General features: G+C 50.9%; 14 protein-coding genes. 10 read left to right on the forward strand and 4 right to left on the reverse strand.

Features of this window, described 5'->3' with window-relative positions; all coding sequences use genetic code 11:
* Positions 1-174 precede the first annotated feature (174 nt).
* The 3 genes from AB3226_RS00005 to AB3226_RS00015 form a co-directional block, all read right to left on the reverse strand.
* Positions 175-1,779, reverse strand: coding sequence for a methyl-accepting chemotaxis protein (locus AB3226_RS00005; RefSeq protein ID WP_367371453.1), 1,605 nt, complete (start codon positions 1,777-1,779; stop codon positions 175-177).
* Between the two features lie 93 nt (positions 1,780-1,872).
* Entirely contained in the window at positions 1,873-3,966 is a 2,094-nt protein-coding gene (locus AB3226_RS00010; protein ID WP_367371454.1) for a 3-hydroxyacyl-CoA dehydrogenase NAD-binding domain-containing protein, read from the reverse strand.
* A gap of 45 nt (positions 3,967-4,011) precedes the next feature.
* Positions 4,012-5,163, reverse strand: coding sequence for an OmpP1/FadL family transporter (locus tag AB3226_RS00015; RefSeq protein ID WP_367371455.1), 1,152 nt, complete (start codon positions 5,161-5,163; stop codon positions 4,012-4,014).
* Between the two features lie 437 nt (positions 5,164-5,600).
* On the opposite strand from AB3226_RS00015, the gene AB3226_RS00020 reads away from it, so the two are divergent.
* On the forward strand, positions 5,601-6,563 hold the full coding sequence (locus tag AB3226_RS00020; protein ID WP_367371456.1) for an AraC family transcriptional regulator: 963 nt from the start codon (positions 5,601-5,603) through the stop codon (positions 6,561-6,563).
* Between the two features lie 169 nt (positions 6,564-6,732).
* Here AB3226_RS00020 and AB3226_RS00025 read toward each other — a convergent pair whose 3' ends face one another.
* Entirely contained in the window at positions 6,733-7,584 is an 852-nt protein-coding gene (locus tag AB3226_RS00025; protein ID WP_367371457.1) for an SDR family oxidoreductase, read from the reverse strand.
* Positions 7,585-7,670: 86 nt separating this feature from the next.
* Here AB3226_RS00025 and AB3226_RS00030 point away from each other — a divergent pair, with 86 nt between their 5' ends.
* The 9 genes from AB3226_RS00030 (at position 7,671) to AB3226_RS00070 (ending at position 16,303) form a co-directional block, all read left to right on the forward strand.
* Positions 7,671-8,087, forward strand: a complete 417-nt coding sequence (locus tag AB3226_RS00030) for a winged helix-turn-helix transcriptional regulator (protein ID WP_367371458.1) — start codon at positions 7,671-7,673, stop codon at positions 8,085-8,087.
* Between the two features lie 718 nt (positions 8,088-8,805).
* Positions 8,806-9,258, forward strand: a complete 453-nt coding sequence (locus AB3226_RS00035; RefSeq protein WP_367371459.1) for a nuclear transport factor 2 family protein — start codon at positions 8,806-8,808, stop codon at positions 9,256-9,258.
* Positions 9,259-9,278: 20 nt separating this feature from the next.
* On the forward strand, positions 9,279-10,292 hold the full coding sequence (locus AB3226_RS00040) for a hypothetical protein (RefSeq protein WP_367371460.1): 1,014 nt from the start codon (positions 9,279-9,281) through the stop codon (positions 10,290-10,292).
* A gap of 77 nt (positions 10,293-10,369) precedes the next feature.
* The gene (locus AB3226_RS00045; protein ID WP_367371461.1) at positions 10,370-11,296 is read left to right on the forward strand and encodes a 3-keto-5-aminohexanoate cleavage protein; all 927 of its coding nucleotides are present in this window, start codon (positions 10,370-10,372) and stop codon (positions 11,294-11,296) included.
* 44 nt (positions 11,297-11,340) lie between these two features.
* Complete coding sequence (locus AB3226_RS00050; protein WP_367371462.1) at positions 11,341-12,672, forward strand: glycine cleavage T C-terminal barrel domain-containing protein; 1,332 nt, start codon at positions 11,341-11,343, stop codon at positions 12,670-12,672.
* A 62-nt stretch (positions 12,673-12,734) separates the two neighbouring features.
* The gene (gene purU / locus AB3226_RS00055; RefSeq protein WP_367371463.1) at positions 12,735-13,619 is read left to right on the forward strand and encodes a formyltetrahydrofolate deformylase; all 885 of its coding nucleotides are present in this window, start codon (positions 12,735-12,737) and stop codon (positions 13,617-13,619) included.
* Positions 13,620-13,730: 111 nt separating this feature from the next.
* Positions 13,731-14,627: a bifunctional methylenetetrahydrofolate dehydrogenase/methenyltetrahydrofolate cyclohydrolase FolD gene (gene folD, locus AB3226_RS00060; protein WP_367371464.1), complete on the forward strand. Its 897-nt coding sequence runs from the start codon at positions 13,731-13,733 to the stop codon at positions 14,625-14,627.
* A gap of 74 nt (positions 14,628-14,701) precedes the next feature.
* The gene (locus AB3226_RS00065) at positions 14,702-15,403 is read left to right on the forward strand and encodes an alpha/beta fold hydrolase (protein WP_367371465.1); all 702 of its coding nucleotides are present in this window, start codon (positions 14,702-14,704) and stop codon (positions 15,401-15,403) included.
* 36 nt (positions 15,404-15,439) lie between these two features.
* Complete coding sequence (locus tag AB3226_RS00070) at positions 15,440-16,303, forward strand: HpcH/HpaI aldolase/citrate lyase family protein (RefSeq protein WP_367371466.1); 864 nt, start codon at positions 15,440-15,442, stop codon at positions 16,301-16,303.
* Positions 16,304-16,312 lie beyond the last annotated feature (9 nt).

The following is a 16,312-nucleotide window of genomic DNA, read 5'->3' on the forward strand; positions in this document are numbered from 1 at the left end:
ACGAGATACCCGGCGTGGCTATGCGTGGAGATCCATTGTCAGAGGTGCCCTGTTCTTACCCTTCTTCATCGTCAGGAAAAGTCGAATTGCAGTCCAAGCTCGTTCCGCCAGCGCCTCCAACAATAGCCTGGCGCAAATTAATGTTGGAGCAATAGCAGTTGAACCTGCATTTTGTTAAAGCCGAAAGCGACTCACGGACGCCGTCAATTCTGACCCTAATCCTGCCAAGTTTCGAATCGATCTAGTATTTCGCTCTGCCGTTATCGCAGACGCATCCGCCAATGACCTGACGTGCTTGATACTTTGGTTTATTTCGCCTACAGCAGCACCCTGCTGTTCCGCCGCCGCTGCGATTTGCTGATTCATGGCCTGGATTTCCGCAACAGACTGGCCGAACTCTACCAAGAGAGTCCTGACGTCCTTGGCCTTCGTTACAATTTCACGGGTACGGTCGTTCCCCCGTAATACCAATGAGGAAGCCGCAGAGCTACCTTGCTGGAGTGCATCCACCAGACCTTCAATTTCTGTGGTCGATTGCTGCGTCCGCATCGCCAAAGCCCTGACTTCATCTGCAACCACTGCGAAACCCCTGCCTTGCTCTCCCGCTCGTGCGGCTTCAATCGCCGCGTTTAGCGCCAATAGGTTGGTCTGTGTTGCGATGGAGTTGATGACGTCTACGATCTGACCGATCTTAGCTCCGTCCAGGCGAAGCCTTTCCATTGCTGAGCCAAGCTCCTCCATTTCCTCCCCAAGATGTTCAATCTGGGCTACGGTATCGCGAACGACGGCTTCCCCGTTTCGCGCCTTCGCATCGGAGTTCGCGGCTGAAACTGCTGCGATCTCTGTATTGCGGGCGATCTCTTGCACGGTGAAAACCAGCTGATTAATCGCTGCAGCGACCTGCTCAACCTGTGCTCGTTGTTGATCTATATTGAGCTGGGCCGCACTGCCATCATCGAGTAGTTCTTCGGAGGCATTACTCAATAGGGTTGCGCTTTCACCTATACGACCAACCAAATCTCGAAGGCCCGAGCACATGGAGTGGGTAGCGCGCTGTAGCTGGCCGATCTCGTCGCGGCGGTCTGAAGGAGCAGCCTCCCGTAAATCCCCTGCTGCGATGCTTTCCGCAATGAATGCTGTAGATTTAATTGGAGGGACAAGTTGCCGTGAGATCACGATCACGGCGAAGGCGCTACCTATCATTGCCAGAACGGATGCGGAGATCAGAAACCAATAAATGCCATAAACAGTGCTCTTCTGATCCGCATAAATTTGCGCCGCTGCGCCAGCGAGTATTAATCCGGCATTTTTTATAGAGTTCGCTAAAGCCTCGGCAGCGGTCAGGCGGCTATTTAGATCAGGGGCGGAGCCAGACCTGTAGGTATCTAAAGTCTCCTGAATGCCACCGAGCTCAGAACCTACTGTTGACAGCGCTTTCCCGGTTGATGAGGCGATATCGGTGTGTCTGGGCGGGTTGGACTGATCCTGCTCCAGGGGCAATACTGCCGTCGCATTGACGCTCACCTCGGGAAACTGTTGGTGAAACCTGACGGTTAGAAATACGAGCTTTCTTTCTAGCCCTACCACCTCCCAGTTCTCGTGAATCAATGAAGAGAGCTTATAGGTTCCTACGAAACCAGAAATGGTTACCCCAAGACCAATAATTATGGCAATAGAGAAGCCTAACGCCAGCTTATACTGAACCCTCATATTTTCGATAAGCTTACGTAGATTAAGCACAGCACTACCCCTATGAAAACCACAAACAAAAAAACCCACTTAAAAACACCACCAATACCTAGCCTTCAAAAACTCTCGCGCACGACCATAAGCAACTCAACTAATTAAATGCTAGCTTTGAGACTACAATCCTTACCTATCAAATAGACTCAAAGATAAATTCATTTGATAAAGAGGCCCCAAATATTCTAATGACAGAGCAGACTTCATGAAGTTTTCTGTACCGACTGATTTGATATAACTGAGTGGCCCACCCCGAAATCGCGGGAAGCCCAGCCCCATTACAGCTGCAAGATCTGCATCCTCGGCACTGGAAATCGTGTTATCAGCAAGGCAACGGGCAGCTTCTAAACACATAGGGATCATCAGCCGATCCACTATCTCTTGATCAGAAATTTCCTCTACTGTGATTGTTCCACTTGCATAATTCTCAGCAATAACCGATGAGGTTTTTTGATGTACGTCGCGAACATCAACCGAGTAGTTGTAGAATCCTGAGCCACTTTTCTTGCCTCGAGCACCAGCGTCAAGTAGCTCTTCCGCAATTACTGGAGCGTGATGAAGCATCCGATCAGGAAAGGCATCCTGCAGAACGGTGTCAGCATGCACCAAAATATCTAAGCCAATAACATCAGCCAGCGCTGCCGGCCCCATAGGCCAACCGAAGCGCTCCATAACTCGATCTATTCGATAAAAGCCAACACCTGCATCCAACAAGCGATTGAACGCATTGAAATAAGGAAACAAAATACGGTTTACATAAAACCCCGCTCCATCATTGACGACTATAGGCGCCTTTCCAATCGCAGCAGCAAACGCTACCGCGCGAGAGATCGTGTCGTCGGATGTCTTTTCACCCCGCACAACTTCTACCAGTGCCATCGCTGGGACGGGGTTAAAAAAGTGAATCCCACAAAAATTTTGAGGCCGAGAAAGATGCCGGGCCAACGTGTTTATGGAAATAGTCGAGGTGTTAGATGAAAGTATGGCGCCATCGGAGAGTTGCCCTTCAAGTGTTGATAAGACAGCACTTTTTATATCAACCCTCTCTGCCACAGCTTCCACTACAAGTTGGCATTGAGAGATTGGCGCGTCTTCCAGCGTGGAGGTGACTTTCGCAAAAGCAGTTTCAGCCTCGAACGCCGTCAATTTACCGCGCTTGGTTTGTTTGGACAGGTATCCCTCAATGGTATCAATACCTAGATCCAAGGCCGTTTGCGAGATGTCCTTCAGCACGACATTGAGGCCATGCGTCGCCATCTGGAAAGCGATACCGCCCCCCATAACACCTGCACCGACTACACCTCCCACGTCCACTTTGGGGAACTGGGCCACATATCGTGCAGATCGCTTCTTCAGCGCCTGCTCTGCAATGAACAAACCCACAAGGTTGCGAGCCTCATGACGTTTCGCAAGCCTTGCAAAAAGCTCTCGCTCAGCTCGTAGGGCTTCGTCAAACGCTACAGAAGCATTCGAAAAGACTAGACGACGAATTTCCGCAGGTGCCTGGAAGGCATCATCCTGACTTTCTGATTCAACGCGCGTGTTGAGCGAATAAGCTTGGAGGGGGGTTCGTTTCACCTCCCTTCTACCTTCCCAGAGAGATTTTGACCGAGCTTTAGACTTCAACAGGGCCATGGACTCATTTAGAAGCTCATCACTCTTGACTGCTAGGTCAGCCAAACAAAGAGAAATTGCAGCATTAGAATCGATGCTCTTACCTCCGGCTATATAGGTAAGGGCAGCGTCTAGACCTATTAGGCGTGATAGACGAACCGATCCCCCCCATCCAGGACAAAGGCCAAGCGTTACTTCCGGCAATCCTAGGCGCGAACCATGCGTAATAACTCTGTAATCTGCACTGAGCGCAAGCTCCAAGCCTCCGCCTAGCGCAAACCGATCTATAGCCACTACTGAGGGGAAAGGCAACATCTCAATTCTGTCGCATAGCGTCTGAGAGCGGGCCGCCCACTGCTCAACGTTTTTCTCGCTACCGGAAAATATAGTTGGAAAGCTTTTAACGTCCGCACCAGCAATGAAACTATTTTTTCCGCTGGTGATGACCAATCCTTTAGTCTCCCCAGCTTGCTCGAGCACATCCAACACCTCGCCCCACTCGCGGATAGCTTGCTCATTAAGTATATTAACTGGGCCAGGCATATCCAGGCGCCATTCGATAAATCCTTCGGGCAGCCGAAAGAGACTCATGGTGATTCCAGAGTACATGTAATATTCCTTAAACTCTAAAGTAAATCTTTTCGGACGCTAGTTTCAGAACTTCCATCCGTACCCAACTGTCACGAAGCCCATGTTGGTATGTATTTTTGTACCCTCACTTGGGCCGCTGCCTTTTGAACTTGTGCTTAAATCATATTCATACCCAAGCGTCAACTCCCCGTTGTTTTTGAAGCTACGAGTTACACCAAATGTTGCCGCCTTAGGATTTATACCAACTAATAACGTGTTTTGTAGTGTGTATTCTGAAGGAAATTGTTTACGAGTAGTGCTGTAGCCTGCTCGAACTGTCCACTCCGGTGAAAGTTCATAAGCGGCTCCAAGCCTCACAATGTCCTGCGAGCGCCATCCGAATAGCTGATGGTAAGCATCGCTGTTCTGCCAAGAGATATGTTGCCAGTCCAGTGCAACAGTCAAGGAATCAGTTGGTTTTACTGCCAGACCCAATGCATATTGCTCTGGTATATCAATCGAACCATCCACGGTAGAGAGTAGATCATCCTCATACCCGTTATAGCTGCTCATTTTTATCTTGCTTGCGTACATCGCACCTACGGAAAGCCATGGATTGGCTTTCCAAAGAGCACCTGCACGCCAACCTGCCCCATAGGAATACTCAGCGCCATGCGCTGGATTACTTGCACTCCCATCTGGCAAAGGAATTCCTTGTATCTCAAGTCGTTGGGCGGCCAATGCAAGAGAAAACCCTAGGGAAAGCTGGTCGGTAACCTTATAAGCGATGGTCGGAAGTCCTATCGCTTGGATAAATGCTCCTTTGGCCCGATCAACGTTTGGATTAGGAATAAGCGCGTCATCATAGCGAAACAGTACTCCGCTGGCCGCCGTGGAGAAACCCAATGAAAGCCTGTCATTAACCTGAAAGTTCACCCCGAATTCTGGAATCGGCGCATAACGCTTGCCGCTATGCTTGTTCTCGCTGTTCAGAAACTCGGTTTCCGTGTCGACGTACAGAATTTGGAAGTCGCCATCAATTCGGCTACCCACTTCTGCCATGCCAGCAGGGTTGTTAGCCGCAGCGATGGCATCCTGAGGGAATGCGACGCTAGCTCCCGCCATGCCCGCTGCTTTGGCCCCGTAACCGGTAAGCTGCGTTCCGTTAGCTGCGAAGCAAATATTTGGGATTTGAGACGAAAGGACTACACCTGCGAGGACGAGGATTTTGTTCACGACTTATTCTCTTTATTTTTATTGATAGAGGCGTGTAGATCAAGGCTGCAATCAGGTCAAATAAAGACCCTGAGTGACGAGGGTCTTTTGTCGATCCAGATGAGGCACCAAGCGCTGCTGATCTGTGGCCAGACTGCCAGATTGCGCAAGCTGACGCGCGCACCAAGGCGACCTTGGAATAGGATTTCAGGGACATGTCCATCTTAAAAACGCCAGATGTTGTCCGTCGTGTAGTCCTGAGATAGAGTGAATTGGCGTCATCCCGGTAGCGGAGCATTTCTGCGTTACGTCCTTGTCCGAATCACTCTCCGGTGCCACTAGGTCTGATGCGTGTCCTAATCAGGTTAGATCTAAAATAAAAACAGAGGCTCCTGAAATGCTAAGACAAACGCTCTCTGCGAGCGATTTCGCAGCATATGCCGCGAGGGAGGCCAGTCGTGGTCATCAACCCAAGTGAAGCTCGAGATAGACGGTGGTCTACATCCGATGCGCGAGACTTGGCGCCTCTGAATGCTTTCAAAGCAGTTGTTTCGGCAGAGATTGCTGAGATGTCCGTGGAAAGCAGATTGCAGGACTCATTTCGAGCCTCCTGGACGCGTTATGGCTTGGGGCCGATAGACCTCAACTTTTTAGAGTGCGACGCACAGAAAACCTCTCGCTCAATAGAAATGGCAAAGCGGGATCAGCGGCCCTTTTTTGAGCTGCTTTATGCGAGAAAAGGTCGAATCCAAGTCTCTCATTGTGACGAGATTTCAGAGATTCCTTCCGGTGCATTCGTCCTTCTTTCAGATCAAAAACCTTACTCTTTGGAGTTTCCAGACGGTAGCGTTTGCCTAACCGCACATATGCCAGAGGATTGGTTGAGGCAATGGGTACCAGACCCTAATCGTCTCGTAGGCAAGCCGCTGGGTCTAGGAGTGCCATGGTCGCTTCCATTACAAGGATTATTGACCGCATTTGCCGATGCAGGTTTGGAGACTGCGCCGCTGCCTCGTTTCGTGCTTGCTGACCAATTCGGCGCAATGTGTGCCCTAGTCGCAAACGTCAAATTGCCTGAAAAGCACAATTCTGAACTCGCTACCCGCATCAAAAGTTTCATCTTGGAATACTATCCAAACCCTACCCTTACCCCGGCTACCATCGCGGGACATCTCGGGATCAGCACCCGTCACCTCCACCGAGTGCTGGCGACTTTCAATGAGAGCTACAGCGGTTTGCTGCTTGAGACACGATTGAACAAAGCAGCCCAATTGCTAGCAACACCGTCACAGGCCATCGTATCCATCAGCGATATTGCTTGGTCGGTGGGTTTCGTCGACCAAAGCCATTTTGCTCGGCTGTTCAAATCAGCTTTTAACACTACCCCCTCTCAGTACCGCTCATCGCTCCGTCAGCCATGACGGGGCGGCCTCGCGCACTGCCTTTCTAATTGTTTGGTGTAAGCGGATGGTAACCCCCCTATGAGGTGGGTGACGGAACGAGCTTGTTGGCTTCGGTCAACAGCATCCCCCGAAGCGATGGTCTCTGACAGATAGACTCGTTGAGAGGAAGCAGTTGACCGCCGCAGTCCTAAGGAACTAAATCAGTTAAGGAGTCCAGAATTGACGTAGTCGGTCGTTCGATCAAACGGCCTAATATCCCGCTTTCATCGAATAGCGCTCCGTGCGCTGCCGCTGCATCCGAGTCGGCAAGCAACGCCGCCAAGCCTGCTGGCAAGCCAGCGCTGATCAAAACTGCTTCAAACTCAGCCTGTGGCAGGTTCTGATAAATCACAGGCTTACCAGCCTTCTGGCTAATCATCGAAGCCAGGTCGGATAAGGTATAGCTTCTATTACCTGCCAGTTCGTAAACCTTGCCTGCCTGCCCCTCAGTGGTCAGAACCACCGCAGTAGCTTGGGCGTAGTCGGCGCGTGGTGCAGAACTGATTCGACCGTTGGCCGCGCTGCCCAGCAGGGCGCCATGTTCCACAGCCGTAGGTACACTTGCCAGGTAGTTTTCGCTGTACCAGCCATTGCGAAGTAATACGTGCGGTACGCCAGATGCTCTCAAGGCCTCTTCAGTGTCGCGGTGGTCAGCAGCCAAGCCCAAGGTAGAGATATCAGCGTGTAGAACACTGGTATAGGCAATGAGATTGATCTCTGCGGCCTTGGCGGCATCTATCACAGCGCGGTGTTGGATAGTTCGGATTCCCGCTTCATTTGAGGAAATCAAAAGCAGTTTATCGACGCCTTTCAGCGCATCAGTAAAGGTCTCTGGTTCGTTGTAGTCAGCCTTGCGTAGAGTCACACCCAGTTCGACCAGGTCTTGAGCCTTGCTTGGGTCTCTGACCAGGGCGATTACTTGGTCGGCTGGCCTGCGCTCAAGCAGGTATCGAATAACAAGACGGCCTAATTGGCCCGAGGCTCCGGTGATTGCGATCATGACAAATACCTTGATTGGAAATAGAAGAGTAGTCACCCTAGCCGTGCAGCTAACTTTTCGTAAGTACGCACTAAAAGGTAAGTGTCATGAGCACAGCCACTGAAGTTTCTAACCCGTTCTCAGCCGCCGTTCGACGCGGCGACGTACAGAGCGCTGATTGCCCGTCCCGTGAGGTACTCAAGCACATGACTAGCCGCTGGGGCGTGCTGGTTCTGGTAATGCTGTTGGGCGGGATGCACCGCTTCAGCGGGCTACGACGCAAGATAGGTGGAGTGAGCGAGAAGATGCTTTCGCAGACCCTCCAGGGGCTTGAGTTTGATGGACTTATCGAGCGTAAATCACTACCCGTAGTACCGCCTCATGTGGAGTACAGTCTGACCCCAATGGGTCAAGAGGCTGCGCAGCACATTGAAGGAATGGTTGACTGGATCGAAGAAAACCTTCCGAGAATAATGTCTCATCGTCGTGAGGTTGGAAACTTTGCGCCGAGAAACCCTGGCTGATGCCCGTACTTTCCATTTATTAGACACCCGTGAGCAATCTCACTTGCCCATAGTATCGGCAGTCGATGCAGAGCGTTCTTTAGATAAGCACGGGGATCGTTTCTGTTCACGCGCGGAGTCTGGTTCAGGCTCATCATCACCATCGCCCGGCTCTACTGGGAGGCGATCCTACAAACAAACCGTTCAAGCATCCACGTGCCCAAGGTCTGACCGGGTCTTCCACCCAATGATGTCAATGGTCATGACGTCATCGTCCAAGTAGCGTGTCAGAACCATTCAGCTTCGAGGCTGAAACTTATGGCTTGGGCGTCGCCGATCAATTGGACAAGATCTCTCTGGGTCAATGTCCCCTCCTGCAGCGTTTCGATTGCATAAGCAGCCTTTTTCGCTCGTGTTCGCCTGCGAACCAAGTCTTGAGGTTCGTCGTCGAATTCGAGCTTCGATCATTTCCAGATGACCTCCACAAACGTCTCCTCTTTGCTCCGAGTCCTTCGGTGCAATCCACCCCAGATTGAGCCTCCGTTCCTTTTTGCCAGGAGAGCTGGATGCTCGATACCCTCGTCTCTGGGCTCCTAATCGAATGTCCTTTACAGGCGCGCAACTCCCGTTGCTATGAGTCAATCTGAGCCCATAACGACGCATGCACTTTGGGTGCTGTCACTACAAGAATAAGCAGAGGGCTGAGGCTCATTCTGCGCTAGTCGCTTCAGAGGCCAACATGATCTCTTCCGAGATACACCTCTCTTCGCTTCACCTAAATCAAACTTACTGGGCATGCGCGGATGGACGCGCAGACAAAGCTGTTCAGCTTTTGTTTACCCCTACTGGAAGGCTCCAACTGGGGGCGCTTGATTTGGTCGGACGAGATCAAATCGAGAAATTCTTCACAGAACGCACCCGCGAAAACCAATCATCAGGCCGGATAACCCGGCACTTTTCCAGCGGCTTCGCTCCAGAGGTAGTGAGCAGCGAACGCATGCTTGTGAGATCCGTCGTGATGGTTTTCGCAGGTTCCGGATCCTTACCGCTGCCCTCCGACACGCCTTCGACCATTGCTGATGTGGATGACGTGCTGGTGCTGTCCGCAACTGGAGAATGGCTGTTTGAAAGCCGATTGATTAGGCCAATTTTCGTCGGTGCATCAGCGGCCAAATTTGCTCAGCGAACTTAATATTCTCAGGAAATCCTCACATGTCTAAGAACAACAATGCATCTGTAAACAAACCCTCCGAAGGCTTTCTCGCATGCGTACCTCATGTGCCGCTTACGAAGATCCAAGAGTCTCTGGGGGTGAAGGCAAACGCCGAATTTTGGCTGAGCTACGAAAAACGCGTAGAAGAATTCAAAGCGTTCGATCCTGAGCTGGTGATTATCTTCGGTGGGAACCATATGGATGGTATCCACCTGAAGCTTATGCCCCAGTTCGTGGTGATACATGCAGCAGAGGCCTTGGACGATTGCGGTGGCTGGCCTGGCCCGCTCGACGTCCCGATGGATGTGGCTACAGCGTTGACAGAACACCTTAACGAGCGCGAATTTGACATCACGACCTCATACGCCATGGAGGTCGATCACGGATTCTCTAATCCACTGCACTATTTCATGGGCGAGCTCAACGCCCGTCCAGTTCTTCCTATTCATATCAATACTATCGCAGATCCTCGACCTACCTTGCGGCGCTGCCGTTTACTGGGCGAAGAAATTGGTCGCTTCGCGCGCTCGCTGAATAAGCGCATAGCGTTTCTGGGTACTGGCGGTCTATCTCATCAGACTGACTTTGTGTTTCCACAGTACCACACTGCTCCAAACCTGGATGTACGAGACTACCTTGTACATGGTGGGGAAAAGGGGCCAATTACTCGCGAAAAATGGCGCAATGATGTTGTCATTGGAATGGACAAGTTAAGTAAAAACTTAGTAGATGGGACTTTTACTGCACCGTGGATAAACGAAGAATGGGACAAAAAGTTTTTGTCCACACTTGCGAGCGGCGACCTCACACAATTTGACAGCTGGACAGACACCGAAGTCCTGGATGCCGCTGGTTATGGCGGATCAGAAGTACGACTTTGGATCGCGGCAGCTGCAGCTGCCCAAGCCTGCGATGAACGGACAGATTTCCAGGTTGATTTTTATTCAGGCGAAACAACCTTTGCGGTCGGAGCAGGAATCGTTCATAGCGATCCTTCATCACGCCAAGCCTGATCAGCTATTGGGTAGCACACTACAAATCTAATTATGACCTCGACTTGGTGTCGGCCAAGTTAAATCAGGGTATTAATATGAACAAGAAAGTTATTATCACGTGTGCGGTGACCGGATCTATTCACACGCCGTCAATGTCACCGTACTTGCCTGTAACACCGGATGAAATTGCGACAGCGGCGTTGGAGGCAGCGGAAGCAGGTGCCGCTATTGTTCACTTGCACGCACGCGATCCATCAGACGGTAGACCTACCCAGGACGTAGGTCTGTTCCGTCAATTTGTTCCTAGAATCAAGGACAGCTCAGATGTAATCATCAATATCACCACTGGTGGCTCGCCAACCATGTCGGTGGAAGAGCGCTTACAGCCGGCTCTTCAGCTAAAACCTGAGATTGCTTCTCTCAACATGGGCTCCATGAACTTTGGTCTCTACGAAATGCTTGGTCGTTTCAAAGAATTCAAACATGACTGGGAGCAACCTTATCTCGCCGGAAGTGAAGATCGGGTCTTCAAAAATACATTTAAAGACATTGCTTATATTCTTCAGTCTTGCAGCGAGAATCAAACCCGCTTTGAAATTGAATGCTATGACATCGGACACCTGTACACCGCTGCGCACTTTTTGGAACGCGGCCTGCTTAAACCACCACTGTTCATTCAGTCAGTATTCGGGCTTCGAGGCGGCATCGGCGGCCACGCTGAAGATATCTTGCAAATGCGTCGTACGGCTGATCGCCTATTTGGAAAAGACTATGTGTGGTCGGTTCTAGGGGCAGGCAGAGGACAGATGCCGATTGCAGCTATTTCTGCATCCATTGGTGGAAACGTCCGTGTTGGCCTAGAGGACTCACTCTGGGAGTCTCCTGGTCAACTTGCAACATCCAGTGCGTCACAGGTGAAACGAGTTCGCACGATCATCGAGGCTTTATCGCTTGAAGTAGCAACACCAGAAGAAGCGCGACAAATGCTGCAATTGAAAGGCCGAAATTCAGTCGCGTTTTAGTTTTAAACACCCTATTAAAATAAGATTAACTGGAGTTATTGATCATGTCTAAAGCTTCTGATTATCGCGCCTTCACCGCTGTAGTGCCTCATTATGCGTCCACCACCACTGGAAATACCCCTGAGTATACCGGGTGGATGGATGAACAGATGTCGTGGAAAAGCACTTGTTATATGGGGGACTGGTCGTTCGTCCCGCAGATCCGTATCAAAGGCCCCGACGCACTGAAACTGTTCACCGAGCTCTCTACTAACAGTTTTGACAGTATGCCTCTTAACCGCGCCAAGCATTGCATCCAATGCAATGAGGAAGGGAAAGTCATTTCTGAGGGTGTGTTGTTTCGACACGCCGAGGACGATTTCGAGTACCAATGCGGTACCCCCCAATGGGTTTACTACCACCTCAAATCGAAGGGTTACGACGCGCAAGCCAGTTTCCCAGTCAGCTATAAAATGCAAATTTCCGGGCCAAACGCGTTAGGACTTTGTGAAAAGCTCGCGGGCGAAAGCCTGAGAGACGTCAAATTCATGTACACCAAGAAGGGTAAGGTGAAAAACCTCGATGTTACCTTCCTGCGCCAAGGCATGGCCGGTGAAATAGGTTTCGAGTTACAGGGCCCAATCACGCAACGGGATGAATTGGTTGCGGCGGTCATGGAACTGGCCCCAGAGTTCGGCATGCGCCGCTTGGGCGCGAGAAATCTGATGATCAACCACCTTGAAGCTTGCTACCCCACTGGGAGCATGCACTTCTACAACGCGCTGTCAGATAAAAGTCGTCAGGATTACCTAGACTTCATGGCCGATGATAAGAATTTGCCGGACGAATGGCGGGGCACGCCATTTGAGACGGTTTTGCGATTCAATTTTTCTGGCGCATTCACAGGAAGTTGGGACGGTGATGAGCTCTCTGATTTGTACCGCAGTCCCGTCGAAATGGGCTGGGGCAAAAATATTTCGTTTGATCATGATTTCATTGGGCGTAAAGCACTAGAGATTGAACTTGAGACTCCCCGTCGCAAAGTCGTCACTCTGGAGTTCAATAGTGACGACGTGAAGGCCGTCCATGCGTCTTTGTTCAGCGATGGTGAAGTCTATCGTCAGTTCGAATATCCAGATATTCCGCATCAGATGGCATGGACAGATCTGATCCTCAAAGACGACAAAACCGTGGGTCATGCCACACACCCTGGCTATAGCCTTTACTTCCGCAAAGTGCTTGCGCTTAGTTTCATCGATGTCGCATACGCCGAGCCTGGTACTGAAGTTGAGGTTTTGTGGGGCGATCCAGGTACGCCACAGATCAAACTTCGAGCTACCGTTGCACGTGCTCCTTACAAGCAAGACACTCGCCGAGCCGACCTGACCAAGCTCTGACTCAAGTGTTATTTACTACACCTTGCATTACGTATTAATGATTATGCGTGCGGAGAATTATCATGGCTGCGCCAGATAAGCCAAAAAACGAAAAGACGTACATATTGAATGCTACCTGCAAAGCGACTAAAGGTATTGTCGCGGCAGTTACTTCTTTTCTTGCGGAAAATGATTGCTATATCTGCTCCCTTGAGCAATTCGATGATGAATCGACTGAACGTTTCTTCATGCGCGCACTGTTTAAGCCTGAGGCTGCGGCGCCTAGACTTGACGAACTCAAAGACGGTTTTGTAGATATTGCTGAGCGGCTGGGTATGTCTTGGAACTTCTTTGATCCAAGCCTTCCAGTTAAAACCGTAATCATGGTGTCGAAGTTCGACCACTGCTTGGATGACCTGCTATACCGCCGCCGTAAGGGTGATCTCAACATGGAGATCACCGCAGTGGTATCGAACCATCAGGAACTGCGACCCATGGCTGAGCGAGAAGGTATTCGCTTTGTTCATCTCCCTGTGAACTCAGACAACAAGGCGCAGCAGGAAGCTCGCTTAGTTGAAATTGTTGAGGAGACGCAATCGGAGCTGGTGATCCTAGCTCGGTATATGCAAATTCTCTCAAATGAACTTACCGCTGAGCTCGCTGGAAAGTGCATTAACATTCACCATTCGTTCTTGCCTGGTTTCAAAGGCGCTATGCCCTATCACCAAGCTTTCGAACGAGGTGTGAAGCAGATTGGCGCCACGGCGCACTATGTAACATCCGATCTTGACGAAGGGCCAATCATCGATCAAGTCGTCACGCGTGTTGATCACAGCTACAAGCCACAAGAACTGGTTCGGGTTGGACGCGACAATGAGTGTATGGCTCTAGCGGCAGCTGTGAAGTACCACATTGAGCGCCGAGTTTTTGTCGATGGTAACAAGACAATAGTGTTCCAAGGGAGCTGATCATTTGCGGATACCGCGCCTGTACCCTTTTCGTGAGGAATAAGGAGCAGGTCGCGGTAAGCGATTAGTAAATGTTGACGCTTGCCAGCCCGCTTTTTGTTGGAGAAAAAAATGACTGCCAGGATTATCGATGGCAAAGCGTTATCATCGAAGCTACGACTAGCATTTCGAACTCGAGTTTCTAAACTGGCCGATCAAGATATTCGACCTGGTTTAGCTGTTATTCTTTTAGGGGATAATGCCGCGTCTCGGGTGTATGTAAGAAATAAAATTAATGCGTGCGATGATTGTGGCATCAGGTCATTCCCTCACTTGCTGCCTCCGGATACTACGCAAGATCAGCTGCTTGAAATTATAGACAAGCTCAATGGGAATGACGACGTACATGGCATACTCGTCCAACTGCCTTTGCCATCTCATATCGACATGAGAACGATCCTAGAGGCAATTGCTGTGGACAAGGATGTTGATGGTTTTCATCTATACAATGTCGGAAGCTTGGTTGTTGGCAACAGCATATTTCCACCCTGCACGCCTTATGGCGTTCAGCTGCTTTTGGATACAACTGGGATTGATGTCGCAGGTAAAAATGTTGTTGTTGTAGGTGCTTCGAACATCGTTGGAAAACCTATGGCACTTATGCTTCTACAGAAAGAAGCCACGGTTACGGTGTGTCATGCCAAAACACGCGATCTAGCCCAATACACCATCCTGGCGGACATTCTAATCGTTGCGGCGGGCGTGCCAGGGCTCATCACTGGCCAGCTGGTCAAACGCGATGCAATAGTCATTGATGTAGGCATTAACAAGCTGCCTGACGGGCGTATTGTGGGCGATGTCGATTTCGCTTCCGTGAAAGAACGTGCTTCCTGGGTTACACCAGTGCCAGGTGGAGTAGGCCCGATGACGGTCACAATGTTGATCGAAAACACATTACGGTCTGCTGAACGCCGCCTGGGAATTGGTCGAGGCATTGGCTCTGAAGGGTGGGACGCAGCATCACACTAACACCTTAGATGAGCGGCCTGCAGTCTCCTCTTGGTTTGCAGCGTTACCCATTGATCACTTGGAGGACACGTTCCATGTCTCAATCGATTGATCGTAAATCTGTTGTACTCATCCACGGTTGGGGCGGATCGGCCCAATCCGTGTGGAACGCCAACGGCTGGTTTGACCTGCTTCGTAACTCTGGATTCGATCCAGTGGGTATAGATCTGCCCGGACACGGTGACGCCCTTCGGTCACACGATCCTGCACAGTATGCGGATCTCGCGAGTGAGGTTATGGCCCAACTGCCCAACGACCAAGCTTTACTCGGAATCGGGTACTCGTTGGGCTGTAAAATATTGCTCGAGATCGAAGCAAGGCAGCCCGGACGGTTTACTGCACTTGTCCTCGGTGGATTGGGCGGGAACGTATTTGCACCGGAAGCTCTAGGTACAGTCGTTGCCCAATGCCTAGAAGAAGGGATTCCAGAGGATTCCCCGCCGGTGGCAAAAATGCTCGCCCGTTATGGTGTTTCTGCGGGTAATGATCCACTCGCGATTGCCGCATGCTTAAGACGAGAGCCTAACCCTGTATTGACCCCCGAACGGCTTCAGGCGGTGGAGTGCCCTGTGCTGCTTGTCTCAGGCGACGCAGACACGGTCGCATATCCCGTTGATCTGCTTGCCGACTCTATTACGCATTCATCGGTAGAAATCCTGACCGGCATTGACCATCTGCATCTTCCTGAGAACAAAGATTTTATGGCCGCTGCACTTCGATTTTTGGCTGCAAGCTAGTTCAGCGTTACAGAGCGGCGCTGGAGCCTTCCTGTAATGCTGCATTCAGGTAATGCGCGCATCAGATCGATGCTCGTTCAAGGTGGCGGTTCCAAAAACAATCAAGGCAACCTACTTATGAACTCCATTAAGGCAAGTTTTCGGCAACAACTGAGGGCAACAGATCGCGCACTGCTCGGCACTTTCATTAAATCTCCGTCCCCCCAAGCAATTGAAATCCTCGGGGATCTCGGCTTTGATTTCGTGATTATTGATGCGGAGCACGCGCCATTTGATAGAGGAACAGTTGATCATCTACTGCTGGCAGCTAAAGCCAGCGGTATCGCAGCGTTGGTCAGGATAGCCGAGACGTCTACCAGCCACATTCTATCTCCACTTGATTCCGGAGCCGCCGGCGTAATAGCCCCGCATATAGATTCGGTGGAAAAAGCGAAAGCTTTGGTGGCTGAGAGCCGCTACAGCAAGGGTCGTGGCTTTTCGAATTCGCCTCGCGCAGGCGGCTATGGACAGAGAACGATATGGCAGCACGTTGATCAAGCTGATGATGAGGTCATCGTGATCGGCATGATTGAAGACCCCAAAGCCGTATCCAACATCGACGAAATTCTCGGTGTGGATGGACTAGACGCTGTGTTCATCGGGCGTGGGGATATGGCGGTTGCTCTCAATGATCGGGAACCAGGTGCGCCAGTGGTTCAGGAGGCGACCTCCAAGGTGATCAGTGCAGCTGTTAAAGCTGGGAAAGCGGTATTTCTCTTGGCCTCAACACCGCAGGAGGCGGCAGAGTTTTACTCTCGAGGCGTTGGAGCTTTCGTCATATCGTCTGACCAAGGCTTTCTTCGCACGGCTGCCGCTCAGGCGCTCAGCGCGTTCGCCGATTCCAATTCTGCCAGAACCTAATTCTTTTAT

Origin of the sequence: Pseudomonas lini, assembly GCF_964063345.1 — a bacterium.
Lineage (GTDB): Bacteria > Pseudomonadota > Gammaproteobacteria > Pseudomonadales > Pseudomonadaceae > Aquipseudomonas > Aquipseudomonas lini_B.